A 5,132-nucleotide genomic window follows, 5' to 3' on the forward strand; every position below is an offset into this window, starting at 1 on the left:
TTGAGAGTCTTCAACGGAGAGTTTGATCCTGGCTCAGGACGAACGCTGGCGGCGTGCTTAACACATGCAAGTCGAGCGGTAAGGCCCTTCGGGGTACACGAGCGGCGAACGGGTGAGTAACACGTGGGTGATCTGCCTCGTACTCTGGGATAAGCCTGGGAAACTGGGTCTAATACCGGATATGACCACGCTTCGCATGGGGTGTGGTGGAAAGATTTATCGGTGCGAGATGGGCCCGCGGCCTATCAGCTTGTTGGTGGGGTAACGGCCTACCAAGGCGACGACGGGTAGCCGACCTGAGAGGGTGATCGGCCACACTGGGACTGAGACACGGCCCAGACTCCTACGGGAGGCAGCAGTGGGGAATATTGCACAATGGGCGGAAGCCTGATGCAGCGACGCCGCGTGCGGGATGACGGCCTTCGGGTTGTAAACCGCTTTCGACAGGGACGAAGCGCAAGTGACGGTACCTGTAGAAGAAGCACCGGCCAACTACGTGCCAGCAGCCGCGGTAATACGTAGGGTGCGAGCGTTGTCCGGAATTACTGGGCGTAAAGAGCTTGTAGGCGGTCTGTCGCGTCTTCTGTGAAAATTCACAGCTCAACTGTGAACCTGCAGGGGATACGGGCAGACTAGAGTACTTCAGGGGAGACTGGAATTCCTGGTGTAGCGGTGAAATGCGCAGATATCAGGAGGAACACCGGTGGCGAAGGCGGGTCTCTGGGAAGTAACTGACGCTGAGAAGCGAAAGCGTGGGTAGCGAACAGGATTAGATACCCTGGTAGTCCACGCCGTAAACGGTGGGTACTAGGTGTGGGTTTCCTTCCACGGGATCCGTGCCGTAGCTAACGCATTAAGTACCCCGCCTGGGGAGTACGGCCGCAAGGCTAAAACTCAAAGGAATTGACGGGGGCCCGCACAAGCGGCGGAGCATGTGGATTAATTCGATGCAACGCGAAGAACCTTACCTGGGTTTGACATACACCAGACGCCGGCAGAGATGTCGGTTCCCTTGTGGTTGGTGTACAGGTGGTGCATGGCTGTCGTCAGCTCGTGTCGTGAGATGTTGGGTTAAGTCCCGCAACGAGCGCAACCCTTATCTTATGTTGCCAGCGCGTAATGGCGGGGACTCGTGAGAGACTGCCGGGGTCAACTCGGAGGAAGGTGGGGACGACGTCAAGTCATCATGCCCCTTATGTCCAGGGCTTCACACATGCTACAATGGCCGGTACAGAGGGCTGCGATACCGTGAGGTGGAGCGAATCCCTTAAAGCCGGTCTCAGTTCGGATCGGGGTCTGCAACTCGACCCCGTGAAGTTGGAGTCGCTAGTAATCGCAGATCAGCAACGCTGCGGTGAATACGTTCCCGGGCCTTGTACACACCGCCCGTCACGTCATGAAAGTCGGTAACACCCGAAGCCGGTGGCCCAACCCTTGTGGAGGGAGCCGTCGAAGGTGGGATTGGCGATTGGGACGAAGTCGTAACAAGGTAGCCGTACCGGAAGGTGCGGCTGGATCACCTCCTTTCTAAGGAGCACTTCTACACGACTCCTCGTACAGTCGAGAGTGGTTGTGTCAGAGACCGTTTGTGTCCCCGATCGTGGGACCGCGGAAGCTCATGGGTGGAACGCTGACATGTGCCAGGCAGTGTCCTGGAGGTAGTCGACACACTGTTGGGTCCTGAAAGAACACGCGAGTGTTTTTTCTAGGCAAAAGATACGACGAGGCTGATCTTCAGTCATACCGCGGGACGGGTGTTCCGGCTGGTGCTGAGTCAAGGGTTGGTCTTGTGTGTTGTTTGAGAACTGCACAGTGGACGCGAGCATCTTTGTTTGTAAGTGTTTAAGAGCGTTCGGTGGATGCCTTGGCACCAGGAGCCGATGAAGGACGTAGTAGGCTGCGATAAGCCTCGGGGAGCTGTCAAACGAGCTGAGATCCGAGGATTTCCGAATGGGGAAACCCAGCACGAGTGATGTCGTGTTACCCGCATCTGAATATATAGGGTGTGTGGAGGGAACGTGGGGAAGTGAAACATCTCAGTACCCACAGGAAGAGAAAACAATAGTGATTCCGTGAGTAGTGGCGAGCGAAAGCGGATGAGGCTAAACCGTGTGGATGTGATAGACGGCAGTCGTTGTCCATGCGGGGTTGTGGGGTCTGCGTTCTTGATTCTGCCGAGTCGAGCATGAGTGAGAAACCGTTGTGTTAGTTGAATTGGTCTGGGATGGCCAACCGTAGACGGTGAGAGTCCGGTAAGCGAAAACGCAACGGCTTGTGTCGCAGATACCCGAGTAGCAGCGGGCCCGTGAAATCTGCTGTGAATCTGCCGGGACCACCCGGTAAGCCTGAATACTACCTGGTGACCGATAGCGGACTAGTACCGTGAGGGAAAGGTGAAAAGTACCCCGGGAGGGGAGTGAAATAGTACCTGAAACCGGACGCTTACAATCCGTCAGAGCAGGTTTCGGCTTGTGATGGCGTGCCTTTTGAAGAATGAGCCTGCGAGTCATCGGTGTGTGGCGAGGTTAACCCGTGTGGGGGAGCCGTAGCGAAAGCGAGTCCGAATAGGGCGCCTATAGTCGCACGTCATGGACCCGAAGCGGAGTGATCTACCCATGGCCAGGGTGAAGCGACGGTAAGACGTCGTGGAGGCCCGAACCCACTTAGGTTGAAAACTGAGGGGATGAGCTGTGGGTAGGGGTGAAAGGCCAATCAAACTCCGTGATAGCTGGTTCTCCCCGAAATGCATTTAGGTGCAGCGTCGCGTGTTTCACTCTGGAGGTAGAGCTACTGGATGGTCTAGGGGGCCTACAAGCTTACCGAAATCAGCCAAACTCCGAATGCCAGGGTGTGAGAGCGCGGCAGTGAGACTGCGGGGGATAAGCTTCGTAGTCGAGAGGGAAACAGCCCAGATCGCCGGCTAAGGCCCCTAAGCGTGTACTAAGTGGAAAAGGATGTGGGGTCGCTGAGACAACCAGGAGGTTGGCTTAGAAGCAGCCACCCTTGAAAGAGTGCGTAATAGCTCACTGGTCAAGTGATCCTGCGCCGATAATGTAGCGGGGCTCAAGTACACCGCCGAAGCCGCGGCAGTCCAACATTTACATTGCCTTCGGGCCAGTGGTTGGGCTGGGTAGGGGAGCGTCCTGCAGCCAGGGAAGCGCCGGAGTGATCCAGGTGTGGAGGCTGTGGGAGTGAGAATGCAGGCATGAGTAGCGAAAGACGAGTGAGAAACTCGTCCGCCGGATGACCAAGGGTTCCTGGGCCAGGTTAATCCGCCCAGGGTGAGTCGGGACCTAAGGCGAGGCCGACAGGCGTAGTCGATGGACAACGGGTTGATATTCCCGTACCCGTGTATCCGCGCCCAATGGCGAATCAGTTGTGCTAAGTGCCCAAAAGCGGATGGACCTCCTTCGGGAGGCCGGATGTGGCTGCGCACGACCCTGGCTGTAGTAGTCAAGCGATGGGGTGACGCAGGAAGGTAGCTGGGCCCGGTGGTGGATTACCGGGTGTAAGCCTGTAGGGCGTTGTGTAGGCAAATCCGCACAGCATGAAGCCTGAGAGGTGATGCGTAGCCGTTTGAGGTGAATTCAGTGATCCTATGCTGCCGAGAAAAGCCTCTAGTGAGTTGGTACACGGCCCGTACCCCAAACCGACACAGGTGGTCAGGTAGAGAATACTGAGGCGATCGAGATAACTGTGGTGAAGGAACTCGGCAAAATACCTCCGTAACTTCGGGAGAAGGAGGGCCCGGTCTGGTGATGGTTCTTGCAGCCTGAGCTGGGTTGGGTCGCAGAGACCAGAGAGAAGCGACTGTTTACTAAAAACACAGGTCCGTGCGAAGTCGTAAGACGAGGTATACGGACTGACGCCTGCCCGGTGCCGGAAGGTTAAGAGGACCGGTTAGCGGATTCGTCCGCGAAGCTGAGAATTTAAGCCCCGGTAAACGGCGGTGGTAACTATAACCATCCTAAGGTAGCGAAATTCCTTGTCGGGTAAGTTCCGACCTGCACGAATGGCGTAACGACTTCTCTGCTGTCTCCACCACAGACTCGGCGAAATTGCATTACGAGTAAAGATGCTCGTTACGCGCGGCAGGACGAAAAGACCCCGGGACCTTCACTATAGCTTGGTATTGGTGTTCGGTACGGTTTGTGTAGGATAGGTGGGAGACTGTGAAAGCGGCACGCTAGTGTCGTGGGAGTCGTCGTTGAAATACCACTCTGGTCGTATTGGACTTCTAACCTCGGACCGTGATCCGGTTCAGGGACAGTGCCTGGTGGGTAGTTTAACTGGGGCGGTTGCCTCCCAAAGTGTAACGGAGGCGCCCAAAGGTTCCCTCAGCCTGGTTGGCAATCAGGTGTTGAGTGTAAGTGCACAAGGGAGCTTGACTGTGAGACAGACATGTCGAGCAGGGACGAAAGTCGGGACTAGTGATCCGGCACCGGCATGTGGAAGCGGTGTCGCTCAACGGATAAAAGGTACCCCGGGGATAACAGGCTGATCTTCCCCAAGAGTCCATATCGACGGGATGGTTTGGCACCTCGATGTCGGCTCGTCGCATCCTGGGGCTGGAGTAGGTCCCAAGGGTTGGGCTGTTCGCCCATTAAAGCGGCACGCGAGCTGGGTTTAGAACGTCGTGAGACAGTTCGGTCTCTATCCGCCGCGCGCGTCAGAAACTTGAGGAAGGCTGTCCCTAGTACGAGAGGACCGGGACGGACGAACCTCTGGTGTGCCAGTTGTTCCGCCAGGGGCATGGCTGGTTGGCCACGTTCGGAAGGGATAACCGCTGAAAGCATCTAAGCGGGAAGCCTGTTCCAAGATGAGGTTTCTCACCCCCTCGAGGGGGTAAGGCCCCCAACAGATCATTGGGTTGATAGGCCGGAACTGGAAGCGCAGTAATGTGTGGAGGTGACCGGTACTAATAGGCCGAGGACTTACCAACAAAGGTGTTACGCGTCCACTGTGCGGTATCTGAAACAACACACGTGTGTGTGGATAGTTTCATAGAGTTACGGCGGTTATAGCGGTGGGGAAACGCCCGGTCCCATTCCGAACCCGGAAGCTAAGCCTGCCAGCGCCGATGGTACTGCACTCGACAGGGTGTGGGAGAGTAGGACACCGCCGGAACAATC

The 5,132-nt window shown here is 56.5% G+C and carries 3 rRNA genes; all 3 read left to right on the top strand.

What is annotated here, in order from left to right:
* The first annotated feature begins 10 nt into the window (after positions 1-10).
* The 3 genes from NM1_RS40620 (at position 11) to rrf (ending at position 5,127) form a co-directional block, all read left to right on the top strand.
* A 16S ribosomal RNA gene (locus tag NM1_RS40620) occupies positions 11-1,527 on the top strand.
* Positions 1,528-1,832: 305 nt separating this feature from the next.
* Positions 1,833-4,942 (top strand): 23S ribosomal RNA (locus NM1_RS40625).
* Positions 4,943-5,010: 68 nt separating this feature from the next.
* Positions 5,011-5,127, top strand: a 5S ribosomal RNA gene (gene rrf / locus NM1_RS40630).
* The 16S, 23S and 5S rRNA genes sit together here, the layout of an rRNA operon.
* The last annotated feature ends 5 nt before the right edge of the window (positions 5,128-5,132 follow it).

Origin of the sequence: Nocardia mexicana NBRC 108244, assembly GCF_001613165.1 — a bacterium.
Lineage (GTDB): Bacteria > Actinomycetota > Actinomycetes > Mycobacteriales > Mycobacteriaceae > Nocardia > Nocardia mexicana.